Genomic DNA, 17160 nt, shown 5'->3' on the forward strand with positions numbered 1-17160 from the left:
TCGTACGGGTCGGGCTGGGTTTGCCCCACTCGGCGCCGACGACTGCGTCCGCGTCAGCTGAGAGGAGCGCGTTGATCATGGTTTGCAGCAGCTGCCGCATCAGATCCGGGGACGCGTCCGCGAGGGCATCGCCGAGCAGGCCGGCAGGGTCGACAATATGAGGAGCGGTCATCGTGATGACTCCATTCGAGTGAGAAGTAGAGAGCTTTCTCGAAGGATCACACAGTGACCGCGTTTACGTCGTGAGCGACGAGGCCGGCCACCGCGCGCTACACCACTATGAGGGACTCAGCCTCCCTTCCTTGGTACTTGCGCCGCCCTGAGAGCGCTGAAGCCCGGTTGGCGGTGGACGAACTGGACGATATTCTCAGGCGAGATCTTGAGACATGGACGCAAATTCAGGGCCGTTGAACCGGACGTGATGGTGCATCGAGGCGAGGTGATAAGGCGCGCATGGCCTTTGCGATGGTTAGATCACGTCGCGCGACCTATGCCGTTTCGTAGTTGTGGAACTCGGGGAACCGAGAGGTCTGAAACGCACTGCCCATTTGGAACCATCGGAAATCTCGTTCACTCTCCGCGGGGCCTGGAGAGAACCCGAATGCCTTGATCCCGGGGCCGAGCAGGCCGGTGCTTACCGCTTCGCAATAGGCCACTCCCACCACTCGGAGTACCTCGTGCGCTTTTACCGGACGGAAGGCTGCGTTCACACCTCGTCCACGTGCAATCGAGGGAAAGCTCCACCCGTCGACAGCGCTATCCGGGAGGTCGAACCAGTCCTTCGCTACGCGGTTTGACAACACATACGTCAGGTCGTTCCTCCCGTCGAACTCTCGAGTAAAGACGTCCCGGTAGAACGCCACCACCGTCGCGTGTGTTGCGAAGAGTTCGGGCGGAAGCCAGTCTGGAGGGGTGTCAGCGGCGATCTGCGTAAGGGTCGCGGCTCGTATCGTCTCATAGCGGATGAGCGCGAATCGTTCGCCACTCGGTACTCGTGCCTCGATCATTGCTACGACAGGGTCGCCGACGGAGCAGTAAAGCACAGACTCTCCGACTTGGTTTAGCCGGCCAGGACTACGTACATATGGCGTCGGTGCTTCCCAGAGATCGGCTTCCCGATTCATATCGGGAATAGCGGTGGTGCCGGCAGTGCGCCCTATTCGGCGCGCTCGCCACATTGTCTGAGCGGCCGGATAGTTCAAGGTGCCAATCGAATACGACGCTGAGACCACCTCTTGTGCATCGCGGACTGAGACTACGTCCAGGAAACGTTCGAGGACCGATTCGTTAGATTCGGGCGGCGCATCCCAGAACGCTCGCGCCCGCTGCGCGAATCTCTCAGTATCCAGTTCCTTGAGGTAGTTGATATAGGAGTCCTGAACGCTCGAATCGGGCACCTCAGCATCATGGCATCTGATTGCGGTCTATGAGCTGAGGCTAGCCACCTTCTGGTTCCCTTCGCCGATCTTGGGCGTGTCCACGGCATACTCCGGAAAGGCAGCTACGACATCGGCGTCATCGAACACGGGCGTCCTTCCTCCGGCACATTCAAGATTGGACACTAGCGATTGATGATCGGCCCGGTATTGATTCGACTTGACCCCAGTTCGGGGGTGGGGAATACTCCGACCGACGATGCGTTGAACTTGAGCGAATCACACTCAACTTCAATCAGGAGGCCAGGTGCCCAACGACTTCAACGAGGCCGGCGCAAGCTCGTTCGACGAGTTCCTTGCCCGATACCTCGCGGGTGAGCAGGCGCGTCAGGCGCGGTCGATCGACCTCAGCCGGTTCCTTACCGCGCGCACTCAATCGATCCTTCAGCAGGCCGGGCGCTTCGCGCTCGAGCGCGGCCAGACCGAGCTCGACGCCCTGCACATCCTGCGCGTGATCGTCGAAGACGAGAGCGTGCAGCAGGCGATCCGCCGCGTCGGGGCGAGCCCCGAGCGCATCATCACGGCGACCGAGGCACGTCTGCCTGCAGCGCAGGGTCTCGATACGGCCTCCGGCCTACTCGACCGGCAGAATGCGGCGACGATCACGCCGTCGGCCTCCCGCGCGCTGTTCCACAGCTACCAGGTGGCGCGGTCGAGCGGGTCGACGTACATCGATCCTGAGCACCTGTTCTTCGCGCTCGTGCTGGGGCAGGATGCGCCTGCGGGGCAGGTGCTGGCCCGGGCCGGGGTGACGGCTGAGGCGCTGACGCAGGGGATGCGGGAGGATTTCGAAAGCCAGACCGATGGCGAGGGTGGTTTCGATACGCGTCCTCCTTCGTCGGGCGCTACTCAACCGACCGAGTCGGAGACCCCCATGCTCGACAAGTTCGGCATGGACCTCACCGAGCGGGCCGCGAACGGCGAGCTCGACCCCGTGATCGGCCGTGCCGACGAGATCGAGCAGACCATCGAGATCCTGTCGCGCCGCACGAAGAACAACCCCGTGCTCGTCGGCGAGGCGGGCGTCGGCAAGACGGCGATCGTCGAGGGCCTCGCCCGCGCGATCGTCGAGGAGAACGTGCCCGAGGCCCTGCTCGGCAAGCGCGTCATCGCGCTCGACCTGCCCGGCATGCTCGCAGGCACCCGCTACCGCGGCGACTTCGAAGAGCGCCTCACGAAGACGATGGAGGAGATCGCCGAAAACAAGGGCGAGCTCATCGTCTTCATCGACGAGGTGCACACGGTCGTCGGCGCCGGTGGCGCGGGCGAGGGCGGCATGGACGCCGGCAACATCCTGAAGCCGCGCCTTGCGCGCGGCGAGCTGCACCTCGTGGGCGCGACCACGCTCAACGAGTACCGCAAGATCGAGAAGGACCCGGCGCTCGAACGCCGCTTCCAGCCGGTGCGCGTCGGCGAGCCGTCGATCGAAGACGCCGTGCTCATCCTGCAGGGGCTCAAGCCCGCGTACGAAGAGCACCACGGCGTCGAGTACACGGATGCCGCGATCCGCGCCGCCGTCGAGCTCAGCGACCGCTACCTCAGCGACCGCGTGCTGCCCGACAAGGCGATCGACCTCATCGACCAAGCGGGCGCGCGTCTGCGGCTGCGCCTCGGCGTGAAGGTGGATGTCTCCGCGCTCGTCGCGCGCCTCGCCGACCTCGAAGCCGACAAGAACGCCGCCGTGAGCGCCGAGCACTACGAGGAGGCGTCGCGCCTGCGCGACGAGATCTCGAAGGTGCAGGCGAAGCTCGACGAGGTCACCGAGCAGGGTCGCGCCGCGGCATCCGATGCCACCGTCATCGACGAGGCCGAGATCGCCGCGGTGATCTCGCGGGCCACCGGCATCCCGGTGAACCGCCTCACCGAGACCGAGCGCGAGCGCCTCGCCGACCTCGAGGGCGAGCTGCACCAGCGCGTCATCGGGCAGCACGACGCGGTCACCGCCGTCGCCAAGGCCGTGCGCCGCAACCGCACCGGCATGGGCGACTCGCGTCGGCCGGTCGGCTCGTTCCTGTTCCTCGGGCCGACGGGTGTCGGCAAGACCGAGCTCGCGAAGGCCCTCGCCGACCGCCTGTTCGACGACGAGACCGCCGTGATCCGCTTCGACATGAGCGAGTTCGGCGAGCGGCACACCGTGTCGCGACTCGTCGGCGCCCCTCCCGGATACGTCGGTTACGACGAGGCCGGTCAGCTCACCGAGCGCGTGCGGCGCAACCCGTACTCGATCGTGCTGTTCGACGAGATCGAGAAGGCGCACCCCGACGTGTTCAACCTGCTGCTGCAGGTGCTCGACGACGGACGCCTCACCGACGGCCAGGGCCGCACGGTCGACTTCCGCAACACGGTCGTCGTGATGACCTCGAACCTCGGCAGCGAGTTTCTCGCGTCGCGGTCGGGTGCGCTCGGCTTCGTCGCCGGCGCGGATGCCTCGGGCTTCAGCTCGCAGGACGACGTGCGCCAGCGCGTCATGGGCAAGGTGCGCGAGGCCATGCGCCCCGAGTTCCTGAACCGCATCGACGAGATCGTGCTGCTCCAGAAGCTCGACCAGCCGCAGCTCGCCGAGATCGTGCGCCTGATGCTCGGTGCGACCGAGCGTCGCCTCGCGTCGCGAGAGGTTGCCTTCGAGGCGACGGATGCCGCGGTCGCGCTGCTCGCCGAACGGGGCTACGAGCCCGAGTACGGCGCGCGGCCCTTGCGCCGGGTCATCCAGCGCGAGATCGACGACCGCATCAGCGACCTCTTCGTGAGCGGTGCGCTCGGCGACGGCGAGGGCGTGCGGGTGGATGCCTCGGGCGGCGAGTTCGTCGTGACATCCGTGCCCCGCGCGACCGTGACGGTGCATCTGGCGGCGTAACCGCCTCGCGGCGTCGCTCGTAACCGTGTGAAGCAGCGGCCGTAGCCGGTCGAAGATGAACGCCCGGCCCTCCTCGTGAGGGCCGGGCGTTCGTCATTCTCGCTCGGGGCGTTCGGGCGGAACGAATTTCTGCCCGGTGCCCGGGATCACGGCGTACCAACCGCCGTCCCCGCCGGTTGCCTGCCGTTCGGCAGCCTGCCGCGCCAGCTCGGCCCGCTCCGCCCTGGCCGCATCCGCCAGGGCCGTGAAGATCGCAGCGGCCTCGGGATTCGTCGGCGGCGTCGGTGAGCGGTAGCTCGCGTGTCGCGGCCCGAACCAGACACCGTGCGGCACGGCGAACTCGACCTCGAAGGCCGATCCGAGCTCGTCGCCGAGGCGATGCGCGAGCTCTTGTCGTTCCCGATCGACCCGAGCTGGCAGCTCGGGGGAACGCCACTCGAGGTCGTGATCGAGACCCTCGTCGTGCAGTCGCCCCCACGCTTGCAGGTCGGCGATCAGCTCGGGGCTGAGCCCGCTCTGCTCGTATCGAACCGGGTCGGGAAACCAGACGACCGACGAGGCATAGTCGTACATCAGTCGTACGACCTCGGTGTCGTACCGATACTCCTGCGCCCCCATGCCCTGATCCTACGAGCGTGGTCAGCCGGGGATGACGCGCCCGCGCGGTGGTGGCGAAGTGCCGAAGTGCCGAAGTGCCGGGCGTCTCGACGCCGAACGCCCGGCCCTCGCGAAGAGGTCCGGGCGTTCGGTGTCACGCGCGCCTGCTTCCGGCCCCGCCGCGCGGTGACCGCGACCTCGCAACCAGGTCTCGATACGGCGCTGGCGCGCCTACTCGACCGGCGAACGAACCGATGCGTGAGTCACTACAGCGAGCCGACGTCCGTTCCGCGGTCGCGGGTCGCCGAGTCGAGGTGAGACAGAATCGCGCCCTCGACGTCGGCCGACGCCGGGTACGGGAAGACGTGGCCCACGCCGTCGAGCCAGAGGCCCGAGGCATCCGGAATCGACGCGGCGAGCCGGCGCCCGTGCTCGATCGGAAAGAAATCGTCGTCGGTGCCGTGCACCACGAGCGTCGGCATCGAGAGCGTCGCCAGCGCGGCTGCCCGAGGCCGCGTCGCGGCGACCGCGGCCTGGTGCTGGCGGAATGCCCGGAGGTTCAACCCCGGTCGGTTGCGCAGGTCGTACAACACCAGCGCGGCGTTCTCCGCGACGTCGACCCCGTTCGGTCCGGACACGCTGATGATCTTGGCGACGCGCTCCTTGACGAGCGAACGCGGGTCGCCGCGAAGCCGGTACTTCAGCAGCGGCAGGCTGCGGATGGCGAGCAGCGCCAAGCGCCCGACCCTCGGCTCCGGCAGGGTGGGGTCGGTCGGATCGGGTGAGGTTGACATCAGCGTGAGCGAGGCCACACGGTGAGGTTGCAGGATCGCCACCGCCGGCCGGAAGGCGCGGGCCGCCGAACCGCAGCCACGCGGCGACGGCCGCCAGGCCGGCGAGGAGACCGCCGATGACGGCCAGCGTGGTGAGGGAGAACCGGCTGCTCCGTGTGCTCATCGAGGTCGCGCCTCACTGAGGTCGCCGAGCTGCTCGATCGCCTGCAGCGCGGTGCCCGTTCCGTCTTCGAGGGCCATCCGGTCGCGTGCCGCGCGCACTGCGGCGCCGTAACCCGTGGCCGCGGTGATCGCGGCGGCGAGGCGTTCGGCGCTCAGCCGGTGCTGCGGAATGGGCGCCGGCCCGAGACCTCGGCGGTGCAGCATGGCGCCCCAGAACGGCTGGTCGGCGATGAACGGCACGACGACCGAGACGGTTCCGGCGGCGACAGCGGCCTGCACCGTGCCGATGCCGCCGTGGTGCACAGTGGTCGCGGCGCGCGGCAGCACGGCGGCGTGGTCGACGGAGCGCGTCACGAGCACGTCGTCGCCTCGCAGTTCGTCGGGCACCGCGACGCCGCCGAGCCCGGTGGTGACGAGCAGGCGCAGTCCGCACGCTCGAGCCGCCTCGACGAGCGCTCGGCCCCGTGCAGCGGGGTCGCCCGCCGCCATCGACCCGAACCCGGCGTAGGCGAACGGGCCGCCGCGCACGAAGGCGTCGACCGCGGGGTCGGGCGTCGCCGATTCGCTCACCGGGCCGCGCCACGGGCCGGTGAGCACCACCGATTCGGCCCAGTCGCTCGGGCGCGGCAGGATCGCCGGGCTGATCGGCAGGAGCGTCGCCGCCGGCGCCGACGAGTGGCGCGGGCGCCGCACGCCCATCACCTCGGCCGCCTCGTCGACCTCGCCGCGGAACATCGCACCGGCCGCCGCCGCGGCGCGGTAGGTGAGCGGGTTCAGCGGCCCCAGGCTGCGGGTCACCGTACCGGCGGCGGGGAACGCGCGCGTCGGGGTCATCGCGGGCACCGTCTCGACGAGCACGTGCGGAACGCCGAGCGCGTCGGCGATGAGCGGCGCCGAGAGCACCTTCGGGTGCCACACGATGACCTCGGGCCGGAACTCGCGGGCCATGTGCGCCGCATTCACGATCACGCCGCGCATCACCGGCCGCACGACCTCGCGCAGATTGCGCATCGCCGCCAGCGGCGACACGCCCTGCGACTCGATGACCGCCGTGAAATCCACGCCCAGGCTCTGCAGGTCGACCCCGGTCGCATCGACGCCCGAGCGATCGGGCGCCGCCACGCGCACCGTGTGGCCGGATGCCGTCGCTCGGCGCGCCAACGCCACGAACGGTTCGACGTCGCCCCGCGACCCGGCGGTGATGATCAGCACCCTCACCGTGACACCTCGGCGGTGAGCCCGGCGGCGGCGAGCAGGCGATCGTCGGTGGTGAGCCCGTGCGTGTAGAGCTCGGCGAGCGGCACGGAGATCCGCCGGAGCGCCTCCTCGGCGTCGCCGCCGGCCCACGCGGTCAATCGGTCGAGCATGAGGAACGGGGCGACGCTCACCAGCACCAGCGCCGCGGCCTGCGCCTCGGGGTCGAGGGAGGGACGGAGCCATCCGCTCGCCGCCCCGTCGGCGATCATCGCTCGCGCGACCGCGAGCAGTCGATCGAAGAGCACAGCGGATGCCTCGCCGCCACTGCCACCGCCAGCGCCGAGCATTCGGGCGAGGTACGGGCCGAACACGCCGAGCACCTGGTTCAGCACCTCGGCGGGCGAGGTGGAGGCATCCTGCTTCTCGGCGATGAATCTCACGACGCGGGCGTCGCACTCTTCGCGCAGCGCCTGCTTCGTGCCGAAGTGATGGGTGACGAGGGCGGTGCTCACGCCCGCGTGGGCTGCGATGTCGCGCATCGTCGCCGCGTCGTAGCCGTGCACGGCGAACCGGTCGAGCGCGCTCGCGATGATGCGGGCCCGCGCGGTGAGGTCACCGGCAGGCGCGGGGGCTGTACTCATGTACAGGATTCTGTCGCTGTGTACAGCGGTGCGCAAGACTGCCGGTCGGCGAATCAGCCACGCCGCGTCGGTGGTGAAGATGAACCCGACAAGCTCACGGACGCAGCGGCCGGTTCAACCCGCCCCGGCGCCGCTCAACGCCGCGAGTCGCGCCGCCCCCGGCGCCGAGTGGGTCTGCAGGCGATCGAGGGTCTCATCGAGCAGGGCCGAGCGCGGGGCATCCAGCGAGATGCGCGCCGGATTGATCGCGACCGTCGACGCCCACGACGAGATGTCGCGTTCCGCACCGAACGAGCCCGCGTTGCGGGCGCCCACCGCGGTCATGCGCGCCCACGCGGCCATCGAGTCGGGGTAGGGCGACGGCGGGCAGAGCCGGTTCTTCTCGACGTCGTCGCTGCGGGTGGCCTCGACGTAACCGGCGATCGCCGCGCCGAAGCAGGGAAAGCCCGCCCTGATCGGCTGGAGCGTCATCTCGCCGGGAGTCCAGACGGGTACGAGCGGGCGGGTGATCAGGCCCTCGCCGGCGCAGTGCACCACGAGGGTGCCCGCGGGGATCTCGATCGATCCACCGGTCAGGTCGATTCGGTCTCGCCCCACCCGGCGGATGCGCCCGAGACGCACGACGCGCCCGATCGTGCGCAGCAGCTCGAGCTCCCAGACGGCCAGGGTGGGGGTTCTCGCCATCGTGGGCATCACCGAGCGGTCGATCCGCAGCATGATGCCCGCGTCCTCCAACTGCAGGAACAGCTGCTCGAGCGACGTCGCCGACTCGGCGGCCTCCATCAGGTCGGCGACCATGCCGAGGAACACCTCGGGCACGGGCTGCACGACCGCGCGGTTCAGCATCCACGGATCGCGGGGCCGAATCCAAGTGATCGCGCCGGGGTCGACGCCGCGCGCCAGCAGCCAGACGCACGCGTCGGTCGCCGTCTTACCCGAACCCACGATCACGTACCGCCTCGGCGGCTCGGCGAGGTGCGCGAGCTCGTTGACCGGCGTCACGCGGGCGCCGTCGACCACCTCGAACGGCGGCGGCATCTCGGCGGGCACGCGCGGGGCGAGGTAGTGCGCGTCGACGACCCGGCAGCGCTCGGGCACGGTGAACCGCTCGCCCGAGACCCGCGAGACGAAGCTGCGCTCGCCGAGGTACTCGCAAGCTGCGAAGAACTCGACCCGATCGGACTCGAGCATGCGGTCGAGGATGCCCTCGTAGTACGCGCCGATCTCGGCCTTCGTCGCCCGCTCCTGCAGCCCCGCCTCGGGCCCGCGGTGCTGCACGCGGCCGCCGCCGAGCAGGGTCGAGGCCACACCGTAGAGCGCGGAGGCCTGGTGCAGGCGCACGAAGGGATAGGCCTCGAGCCAGTGCCCGCCGACGCCGTGGCGCCGGTCGACGAGCGCCACCCGCACCTCGGGCGCATGGTCGATGAGGGCGTCGACGAAGGCCATTCCCATGGCGCCGGCGCCGACCACGAGGTAGTCGGCCTCGACCGGGGTGGTCACGACGACCCCGGCTACCCGACCCGATCGGCGTGCCGGTGCACGACGCGCCAGCCGTCGTCGCCGCGACGGTACACCTGGGTGGCGCGCAGCGTGAAGCTGCGCGGCTCGCCGTCGATCGAGGCGGCGATCCGCTCGTAGCCCACGGTGTAGGCCATCGTGCCGAGCACCTCGAACGAGATCAGGTCGAACTCGTAGTCGGCGCAGTTCGAGAAGCTCGTCGAGAGCTCGTCGAACGCCTCGACGAGCTCGGCGTGGTTCGACACGTTGCGCCAGGCGCCGAGCACGGTCACCGGTTCGTCCTCGGCCCAGATCGCACGACGCGGGCCCGCGTCGCCGTCGAACATCGCGCGCTCCGCCCGCACGAAGTCGCGCTGCAACCAAATCAAGAAATCCTCACGATCGGTCATGTTCTCAGGATCCTCCCGTCTGAGGTCGCGCACAATCACCGTCGCGCTCAGATCGAGCGCAGCAGCGCCCAGAAGCCGATGCCCGCGGCGGCACCGGTGCCGACGGCGACCTTCGCCCCCTTCGCCCGGCCGAGCTTCACGAGTCCGGTCGCGGCGAGCGCTCCGAGGCCGAGCAGCAGGGCCCACGCGACGGGTCGGAGCCCGACGAAGCGGCTCACCCCGTTGAAGAGGCGTTCGCCCCAGCCCGGTCCCGACTTCTCGGCGCCGGGCGCCGCGGCAGGCACCGCTGCCGGAGGCATCCCCAGCGGTGCCGTCGCCGTTGCCGGTGCGCTCGACGACGAGGCCGCCGTCGTCGGCGCCGACGACGCCCGGCGCGACGCGCGGTCCACCGCGACCGAATCCCGTGCCAGGTAGCCCGCGATCTCGCGCAACTGCTCCGGGCTCTTGAGCGCCGCGCCATGCCCTCCCGGTACCCGCCGGTGCTGGTCGATCGCGCGCCCCGAGATGTTCTCGAATCCGTCGACCCCGGCGGTGCCGACGTCGGCGCTGCCGAGTCCGCGCAGCCACGAGCAGAGGATGCCGACGGGCACGTCGCGGGTGGCGCGATCGATGCGCACCTCGCCGGCCTGCCACCCGGCATCGCCGCGATGGCCGATCTGCTCGTTCTCGAACACGCGCTGCCATTCGTATCGTCGCGGCAGCACCGTGCCGGCGAGGTAGATGCGCTTGAACCGCATCGCGGGCACGCGGTCGAGCGACTGCGCCATCATGTACGTGCCGTTCGAGTGGCCGGCGAAGACGAACTGCTCGGGGTCGCGCGTCGCATAGGCCTCGCCGTAGAGCCGCAGGAACTCGTGCACCTTGCGGCGGCGCGTGCCCGGCAGCGCGAACTCGAGCGCACTGAAGTACCCGGTGTCGGGATTGATGACGAGGGTCTCCTCATCGTCGGCATGCCCCGATGCCGCAGCGAAGTCGGCGCCCAGGTCTTCCACCCAGGTGCCGAGCGCCGAGGCCCGGATGCCGTGCAGGATGAACGCCGTCGGGCCCGACTTGCGGGTGAGCTCGTCGTCGAACGTCTCGTCGGGCCGGCCGAGGATGGCGTCCTTCAGCTGCCGGTAGCGACGATTCGGGTCGGGCGCCGCGTCGACCTCGATGAGCCCGCGATGGTCGGCGTTCGGGATCTCGTACACCTTCGTGTGCGGCATGAACTTCTGATCGATCACATCGGCGTGCGTCACGAGCGGGTCGGAGGTACCGAGAATCTGGATGACCCGTGGCCGGTCGGTCGCCGACCGGAAGGCCTCGAGCCAGCGGAGTCGGAGATCGGTGATCCAGTAGCCGCCCGCCATGACCTTCTCGAAGGTGAAGTCGAAGAACGGGGTGGCGAGGGCGTAGGCGAGGCGCCAGCGCAGGGGAGTCTTGCGGGCGTCGGTGCGGTACCCCGAGTTCGGGCTGCCGAGCAGCACGATCCGTTTCAGGAGCCCGGTCCACGGGTGCTCGTCGCGGTCGGTGTTCGTCGCGTCGGGCGCCGTCGCGTCGAGCAGGTAGGCCGCGCGCGCGAGGATGCCGCCGAAGCTGTGGCCCGCGATGATGATGCCGTCGGGCGGCTCGATATCGGTCGACAGCTCGCCTGTCCAGTCGCGCATCTGGGCGGCGAGGCGGCGCACGACGTCGTCGAGATCTTCGCGCGAGGTCGCGGTGAGCTCGTGCTCGAACACCTCCACCCGCCAGGTCGGTTCGAGTTCGGTGCGCAGGCGGTCGACGAGGGTCTTCCACGGGGCCTGCGTCTTGAGGGCTCGCGGCGGCAGCCCCGGGATGAAGACGAAGAGCCCCTTCGACACCTCGCTGATGTCGGTGTATTCGGTCATCGCGCCCCCTGACGCCGGTTCGGGCGCGCTCAGGATAGTGCCGCTCGGGCGCTCGGTCACCCGGGCCAGCACCGAACCTCGTCAGGCGGTTTCGTCAGGCCGCGGGTTGCCGCTCGACGGCGAGCTTGACGGCGAAGCCGGCCAGCACGGTGCCCGACACCCAGCGCTGCACCCGCATCGCCAGCGGCCTCGTGCGCAGGAACCCGGCGAGCCGGCCGGCGCTCACGACGACCAGGCCGTTCACGGTGACGCCGACGACGATCTGCACGGCGCCGAGCACCAGGAACTGCGACCACACCGGCTTCGAGGCGTCGATGAACTGCGGCAGGATCGCGGCGTAGAGCAGCGCGATCTTGGGGTTGAGCAGGTTCGTGACGAGGCCCATGCCGAACAGCCGCGCGGGCCGGATCGGCGCGACCTCGGCCGGGTCGAACGCCGAGCGGCCACCCGGGCGCAGCATCTGCCAGGCCAGGTAGCCGAGGTAGACCGCGCCGGCGGTCTTCACCACGAGGAACGCCGCCGGCACGGCCGCGAACAGCGCCGCGAGGCCGAACGCGGCCGCAGCGAGGTACACCACGAACCCGACCGCGGTGCCCGAGAGCGCGACCAGCCCTGCGCGGGTGCCCTGGCTGATCGACCGCGCGGCCAGGTGCACCATGTTCGGGCCGGGCGTCAGGGCCATCCCCAGCTCGACGAGCGCCACACCGAGTACCGCCGCCCAGCTCACCAGCATGCCTCTCCTGACGTCGAGGTCAATCGTATGGCGGGTCCCGCCGAAGGCGCCCCGGGTAGTCTGACGCGGTGACCAGCAGCGGCCTCAGCCATGTGACGTTCATCGTGCGCGACCTCGACCGCATCGAGCGCATGCTGACCACCGTGCTCGGCGCGGTGCGCGTGTACGACAGTGGCAGCGACACGTTCTCGCTCTCGGAGGAGCGGTTCTTCCTCGTCGGCGAGGGCGACGACGCGACCTGGGTGGCGACCATGCGGGGTGACGGCGGGCTGCCGCGCAGCTACAACCACGTCGCGTTCCAGGTCGAGCGCGGCGACCTCCCCGCTCTGCGCGAGAAGATCGCCGCGCTCGGGCTCGACCTCCGTCCGCCGCGCTCGCGCGTCGAGGGCGAGGGCGACTCGATCTACTTCTACGACGACGACGGCCATCTCTTCGAGCTGCACGCGGGATCGTTGCGCGAGCGGCTCGCGGTCTATGCGCCGCCGCCCGCTGCCGAGGAGTCACCGATGGCCGAGTAGCCGGCGTGCGTCGACGCGTGTCGAGACCCGGCGATGGTCTCTGCGCGGGCTCTGCCAGTTCCGCCTCACCGTGAGGCGGAACTGGCAGAGCTCTGGAGCGAAACTCCGTCAGCCCCGGACCGCGCGAGCCCCAGTGCCAGCGACCGCACGCGGGCGGCGTACACCGCGATCGCGAGGGTGGTGCAGGCGTAGAGCACGGCGGCCTGCAGCACGTAGGCGGGGTAGTCGATGACCCACAGCGGAGCCGTCGGGTCGCTCGCGCTCGCCGGATTGTCGTGCACGTACGGCACCGCCTCGCCGACGAGGTAGCCGATCGCCTGGCCCGCGCCGTAGACGAGCACGAGGGCGCCGAACGCCAGCCACGCCTGCCCGGTGCGGCGCCGCCACACCTTCCGGGTCGATCGCAGCGCGGTGCGCGCCTCCCAGTGGCCGGCGACCGGGGTCGCCAGCGCGCTCAGCACGGGCGCGAGCATGATCGCGGCCGCGAGCAGGGCGAGGAGCAGGAGCATCCCCACCATCAGCAGTGTTTCGCTGCCCGCGCGACTGCGCATGAGCTGGGGCGTGAGCATGAGACCGGCGAGCGGCAGGCAGCCGACGGCGACCGCCGCCCACCCGCGCAGGAACGTGACGAGAGACATATCTCGAGCCAAGCCGATGCGGGTGGCGGGCGGTATCGGGAGAACCCCCGAATGGGTGTGCCGGGCGCTGTCAGGCCGCGGCCGACCGCGCGTCGCGCCCGAACTCGGCGCCGAGGCGCCGTGCCTCGGCGTGGGCGGCGAGCCGCCCGGGCTCGGCGTCGGCGATCGCGAGGTTCGGCCGGAACTCGATCGAGTCGATCTCGTCGATGCCCGCCCATCGCAGCCAGCCCTCGAAGAACGGCTGCTGGAAGTCGGCGCCGAACGCGGGCGGCCGCCCCTCGCCGTACACCGCGCTCGTGTAGACGACCGCGGCGCGCTTGCCCTCGAGCAGGCCCGAGTAGCCGGTCTCGCCGTCGAAGTCGAACACCCAGCCAGGCTGGCTCACGACGTCGATGAACTGCTTCGCGATGTAGGGCACGCCCGAGTTCCACATCGGCAGGCTGAACAGGTAGAGGTCGGCGGCGGCGAATCGCTCGAACGCGAGCCGGGCGCGGTGCCAGGCGATCTCCTCGGCGCCTTCGGGCTCGTCGCCGGCGAACACCCGCATCTTCGCGCCGGCGCCGTCGGGGCCGAAGGCGGGCAGCGAGCCGTCCCAGAGGTTCCAGTGGTCGATGGATGCCTCGGGCGCGGCCTGTTCGAACGACTCGACGAAGCCCTGGGCGATCGCGAGCGAGTGCGAGGCCTCGCCGCGCGGCGAAGCGGAGAGGTGCAGGAGCGTGGTCATGGCTCGATCCCTTCAAGTGTGTGCAGGCGCACATAAACTGACGGGGCGAGTCTTGCATATGTGTGCGCACGCACGCAACTGGTAGGGTCGGGGTATGCCGAGTGATGCCGAACGCGCCTGGGAGTCCCTCTTGCGGCTGCATGCCGCCGTACTGCCGCGCCTCGAGCGCGCCGTGGCGAGCGAGGGCGGCCTGCCGCTCAGCTGGTACGACGTGCTGCTCGAGCTCAACGACGGGGGAGGCCGGCTGACGATGGGCCAGCTCGCCGAGCGCGTCGTGCTGAGCCGCACCCGGGTGAGTCGGCTCGTCGACGAGCTCGTCGCCGCGGGGCTCGTCGCCCGCGAGGTCAACCCCGACGACGGCCGTTCGGCCTACGCCGTGCTCACCGCCGACGGTCGTCGCCGCTTCCTCACCGGGGCGCGAGCGTACCTGCCGGCGATCGATCGCGAGTTCGCGCCGGTCGGCGCCGACGGCGTGCGCGCGCTCGCCGAGGCGCTCGAGACGGCGCTCGTCGCGATCGACCCCGACGCCCCGATCCGCGGGCGATAGCCTGACCCGGATGTCCGACTCGACCGCACCCGCACCCGCACCCGTCGCTCCCGATGTCCAGCCGACCGCGGTGCTCGTCGTCGGCATCCCCGCGGCGGGCAAGTCGACAGTAGGCCGGCTGCTCGCCGAGCGGCTCGGCACCGCCGCGTTCATCGAGGGCGACGCGCTCTGGCAGATGGTCGTCTCAGGCCGTGAGGACATGGCCGAGCCGCCGTCGCCCGGGGCACTCGCCCAGCTCGAGCTGCGATACCGGCACGGCGCCATGCTCGCTCGCTCGTTCGTCGATGCCGGCATCAGCGTCGTGCACGTCGACAACATCTACGGCGACGCCGTCGCCGAGCAGCTCGAGCGGATGGGCGTCGCCGCGCCCTCGTGGTGCTGCGACCGGGCGTCGAAGCGGTCGTGCGCCGCGAGACCGAGCGAGGCACGGGCGCCTACGACGGCTGGCTCGGCGATGGCTCGCTGGTCGACGCGGTGCGCACCTTCGACGGATGGCTCGCCGAGACGCCGCGGGTCGGGCTCTGGGTCGACTCGACCGACCAGGCCCCAGACGAGACCGTCGACGCGATCCTCGCGCAGTGGGATCGCGCCCTCGTCGACGACGAGTTCGCCGCGCGGGAGGTCTGAGGGGTGATGGTCGACGTGGACGGACGCGACGAGCGCGCCCGGTCGGGGCGAGCGGCCCGCACCGAGCGACGGCGTGCAGCGCGCGCCCGGGTCGAGCGCGAGCTGGCCGACCTCCGCTTCGTCGAGGTGCCCGAGACCGGGCCGTCGGCTTTCGCCCGAACGGCGGTCGGCCTGTCGATCGCGCTCGCCGTCGGCACTGGCGCGACCTGGGCGACGCTGCTCATCGCCGCGATCGTCGGCGAGGAGGTGCTGTGGGAGCTGTCGAGCGAGCTCGGGTTCGAGGACCTGTTCCGCACGACCGTGCTGCCGCTGTTCGGACTGGCGGCGGGCCTCGCGCTCGCCATCCCACTGCTCGGCGCCCTCGGCGCCGCGACCTCCTTGCGACTGCTCGAACGCCACGCGACCGCGCACCCCGACGAGGTGCCATCGGCCGGGCAGCGGGCACGCCTCGTCGTGCTTCCCGCCCGCCATCTCCGCCGCGCAGTGCTGGCCGTCGCCGTGATCGCCATGGCGGTCGGCGGCTTCTGCCTGCTCTTCGCGCTCGCCGACGACGAGGGCCGTACCCCGCTCGTGTGGACGATCGTGGCCGTGTGTACGGTGCTCGTGGTCGCCTGGCTCATCGCGCGATCGATCCTCCTCGGAGTCGAGGAGGGGCAGGCAGCCCGCCGCGCCGAGCTCGAGGTCGGCTGGAGGCGTCCGCTCGCCGCCGCAGACCTCGCTGAGGAGCGCCGGCGCAAGGCATCCCCGGCCGACGACCCGCCCGCGATGCTGCGCCCCGGGTTCTTCGCCCGCATCGACCGTGCGCTCGCCGTCGCAACCGGTGCGCTCTTCCTCGTGGGCGCGGTCTGGTTCGTGTCGGTCTGGCTGCGACAGCCGTGCAAGCGGTGCGACGAGCGCTACTTCGACGACCCGGTCGAACGATTCATCGACGGGCTGAGCCTCTGGGGCGGCATCGGGATCGTCTGCGCGCTCGCGATCGCGGGCGGGCTGTTCATCGCGCGGCTCGCGATGATGCGGCGCATCGAACTGGCCGCGGTGCGGTGGGTCGCCGACGGCCGCCCGCGGCGTGCGCCCGAAGAAGTGACCGACGCCCTGCTGCTCGACCCGCGGGCCGGGCTCTGGGCGTCGGGGGCGATCGTCGCCGCGGCGATGCCGATCGCGCTGTTCGCCATCGCGGGAATCGCCGGATGGGCTCCGGGAGGCGCCGACCCCGGCCCCGGTTCGATCCCCGGCCCCGTGCTCGTCGTCGCGCTCGCCGTGGCCATCGCGGCGCCGGTGCTCGCGACCGTGCTCGGCATGGCCGATGTGCGCCGGGCGGCACACGAACGCAACCTGCTGCGCGCAGCTCTCTCGCCCGGCGACCCCGACGCGGCGTCGCTCACGGCTCGGCGTCTCGCCCAGCAGCGCCGACGCGCGAAGCGCGATCGACGCGCGCAGCGGCGGGGTCGCGCTGCACCGAAGGGGTGAGGGCCGGCGCCCGCCCAGGCGTCGAGCCGCCGCGCCGACCGTGGCCCCGAACTGCTGCCTAGGCAGCAGCAGGAATCTCGTCGAGCGAGTGATAGACCGGGATGCCGCGGCCGCGGGCGATCGCGACGTCCTGGTCCGCGCCGCGCGACTCGCCCGGCAGGCGCAGGACCGCATCGCAGTGCTGGAGGAGCCGCTCGGCCGCGGGATACATGACCTCGGCCGCGAGCGGATCGGACGGGCCGTCGGCCCCGGCGCTCGAGAGCACGGGGAGCGCGACCCACTCGCCGATCATCGGCACGTGACCGGCCTGGAAGATGGGCCAGGCCGCCTCCTCGAGTCGCTTCAGGTTCTTCGCCATCAGTTCGGGGTCGCCGCCGGTGCCCGAGGCGTAGGGGCCGGCGATCAGGATCAACATGGGCTTGCTCATATCTGGCACAATAGTGCAGAAAC

General features: G+C 70.7%; 17 protein-coding genes and 1 pseudogene. 5 read left to right on the plus strand and 13 right to left on the minus strand.

Translation table 11 applies throughout. From position 1 onward, the window contains the following. Positions 1-172 (minus strand): annotated as a pseudogene (locus GQQ93_RS00005) (IS256 family transposase); the annotation flags it as partial. A 316-nt stretch (positions 173-488) separates the two neighbouring features. Further along, positions 489-1397 (minus strand): RES domain-containing protein, encoded by a 909-nt coding sequence (locus tag GQQ93_RS00010; protein WP_157422187.1) that lies wholly within the window; start codon positions 1395-1397, stop codon positions 489-491. A 286-nt stretch (positions 1398-1683) separates the two neighbouring features. Between GQQ93_RS00010 and GQQ93_RS00015 the strand changes: the two genes are divergently transcribed. Further along, positions 1684-4290, plus strand: coding sequence for an ATP-dependent Clp protease ATP-binding subunit (locus GQQ93_RS00015; protein WP_157422188.1), 2607 nt, complete (start codon positions 1684-1686; stop codon positions 4288-4290). Between the two features lie 93 nt (positions 4291-4383). Here the strand turns inward: GQQ93_RS00015 and GQQ93_RS00020 are convergent, their stop codons facing one another. From GQQ93_RS00020 to GQQ93_RS00055, 8 genes are all read right to left on the minus strand, one after another. Beyond that, complete coding sequence (locus tag GQQ93_RS00020; RefSeq protein WP_157422189.1) at positions 4384-4908, minus strand: hypothetical protein; 525 nt, start codon at positions 4906-4908, stop codon at positions 4384-4386. A gap of 245 nt (positions 4909-5153) precedes the next feature. Next, the gene (locus tag GQQ93_RS00025; protein WP_343032737.1) at positions 5154-5723 is read right to left on the minus strand and encodes an alpha/beta fold hydrolase; all 570 of its coding nucleotides are present in this window, start codon (positions 5721-5723) and stop codon (positions 5154-5156) included. Positions 5724-5840: 117 nt separating this feature from the next. Beyond that, positions 5841-7061 carry a glycosyltransferase gene (locus tag GQQ93_RS00030; protein WP_157422191.1) on the minus strand — a complete coding sequence of 407 codons (1221 nt, stop codon included), beginning with the start codon at positions 7059-7061 and terminating at the stop codon, positions 5841-5843. Next, positions 7058-7681: a TetR/AcrR family transcriptional regulator gene (locus tag GQQ93_RS00035; protein ID WP_157422192.1), complete on the minus strand. Its 624-nt coding sequence runs from the start codon at positions 7679-7681 to the stop codon at positions 7058-7060. Before GQQ93_RS00035 ends, GQQ93_RS00030 begins: the two co-directional genes overlap by 4 nt. A 114-nt stretch (positions 7682-7795) precedes the next feature. Next, the gene (locus tag GQQ93_RS00040) at positions 7796-9181 is read right to left on the minus strand and encodes a pyridine nucleotide-disulfide oxidoreductase (RefSeq protein ID WP_157422193.1); all 1386 of its coding nucleotides are present in this window, start codon (positions 9179-9181) and stop codon (positions 7796-7798) included. 11 nt (positions 9182-9192) lie between these two features. Next, positions 9193-9588 carry a YybH family protein gene (locus GQQ93_RS00045; protein ID WP_157422194.1) on the minus strand — a complete coding sequence of 132 codons (396 nt, stop codon included), beginning with the start codon at positions 9586-9588 and terminating at the stop codon, positions 9193-9195. A gap of 47 nt (positions 9589-9635) precedes the next feature. Next, on the minus strand, positions 9636-11456 hold the full coding sequence (locus GQQ93_RS00050; protein WP_157422195.1) for an alpha/beta fold hydrolase: 1821 nt from the start codon (positions 11454-11456) through the stop codon (positions 9636-9638). Positions 11457-11550: 94 nt separating this feature from the next. Then, entirely contained in the window at positions 11551-12189 is a 639-nt protein-coding gene (locus GQQ93_RS00055) for a LysE family translocator (protein WP_246191943.1), read from the minus strand. Between the two features lie 68 nt (positions 12190-12257). On the opposite strand from GQQ93_RS00055, the gene fosX reads away from it, so the two are divergent. Beyond that, positions 12258-12707, plus strand: coding sequence for a FosX/FosE/FosI family fosfomycin resistance hydrolase (fosX, locus tag GQQ93_RS00060; RefSeq protein WP_157422196.1), 450 nt, complete (start codon positions 12258-12260; stop codon positions 12705-12707). A gap of 65 nt (positions 12708-12772) precedes the next feature. Here fosX and GQQ93_RS00065 read toward each other — a convergent pair whose 3' ends face one another. Both GQQ93_RS00065 and GQQ93_RS00070 read right to left on the minus strand, forming a co-directional pair. Continuing rightward, entirely contained in the window at positions 12773-13345 is a 573-nt protein-coding gene (locus GQQ93_RS00065) for a hypothetical protein (protein ID WP_212277215.1), read from the minus strand. Between the two features lie 70 nt (positions 13346-13415). Then, positions 13416-14069: an FMN-dependent NADH-azoreductase gene (locus GQQ93_RS00070; protein ID WP_157422197.1), complete on the minus strand. Its 654-nt coding sequence runs from the start codon at positions 14067-14069 to the stop codon at positions 13416-13418. A gap of 94 nt (positions 14070-14163) precedes the next feature. Between GQQ93_RS00070 and GQQ93_RS00075 the strand changes: the two genes are divergently transcribed. The 3 genes from GQQ93_RS00075 to GQQ93_RS00085 all read left to right on the plus strand — a co-directional run bounded on the left by GQQ93_RS00075 (position 14164) and on the right by GQQ93_RS00085 (position 16710). After that, entirely contained in the window at positions 14164-14616 is a 453-nt protein-coding gene (locus GQQ93_RS00075) for a MarR family winged helix-turn-helix transcriptional regulator (protein ID WP_157422198.1), read from the plus strand. A gap of 372 nt (positions 14617-14988) precedes the next feature. After that, a complete protein-coding gene (locus GQQ93_RS17910) occupies positions 14989-15243 on the plus strand; it encodes a hypothetical protein (RefSeq protein WP_212277216.1) in 255 nt (84 codons plus the stop codon). 3 nt (positions 15244-15246) lie between these two features. Further along, positions 15247-16710 (plus strand): hypothetical protein, encoded by a 1464-nt coding sequence (locus tag GQQ93_RS00085; RefSeq protein ID WP_157422199.1) that lies wholly within the window; start codon positions 15247-15249, stop codon positions 16708-16710. 58 nt (positions 16711-16768) lie between these two features. Here the strand turns inward: GQQ93_RS00085 and GQQ93_RS00090 are convergent, their stop codons facing one another. Further along, positions 16769-17137, minus strand: coding sequence for a DUF4406 domain-containing protein (locus GQQ93_RS00090; protein WP_246191945.1), 369 nt, complete (start codon positions 17135-17137; stop codon positions 16769-16771). Between the last annotated feature and the right edge of the window lie 23 nt (positions 17138-17160).

The organism is Agromyces lapidis, from assembly GCF_009749405.1.
Lineage (GTDB): Bacteria > Actinomycetota > Actinomycetes > Actinomycetales > Microbacteriaceae > Agromyces > Agromyces lapidis.